The organism is Pseudomonas sp. 65/3-MNA-CIBAN-0223 (genome assembly GCF_040310425.1).
GTDB classification, from domain to species: Bacteria; Pseudomonadota; Gammaproteobacteria; order Pseudomonadales; family Pseudomonadaceae; genus Aquipseudomonas; species Aquipseudomonas gregormendelii.
This window is the reverse complement of sequence record NZ_JBEOPV010000292.1, coordinates 1-245: the sequence shown is the minus strand read 5'-3', so window position 1 is coordinate 245 and position 245 is coordinate 1. Positions and strand designations below refer to the sequence as shown.

Below are 245 nucleotides of genomic sequence, written 5' to 3'. Positions count from 1 at the left end.
AGCTGAGTGACTGAAACACCGACTTGTGTGGCAAGATCGGCTAAATTAATACTTAATTGTTGCGCCTGCAAAACCACGGTATCAAAGCCTTCTGTGTGTGCGGCAATGTACGCATGGTCGACACAATTTTGATCGGCTAAATAACCGAGTAAACCATGAAATAATGTTAAATCAACGCCCGGCTTAATGGCTAAATGTAAATCTGCTTGTTTTGCTGTGGCTGTTGATAACGGGTCGATTACCAC

Annotated in this window: 1 protein-coding gene; it reads right to left on the bottom strand. The window is 43.3% G+C overall.

What is annotated here, in order from left to right; genetic code table 11:
- Positions 1–245: hypothetical protein (locus AAEZ09_RS28935; protein ID WP_502947623.1), on the bottom strand; the 245-nt coding region annotated here is incomplete at both ends.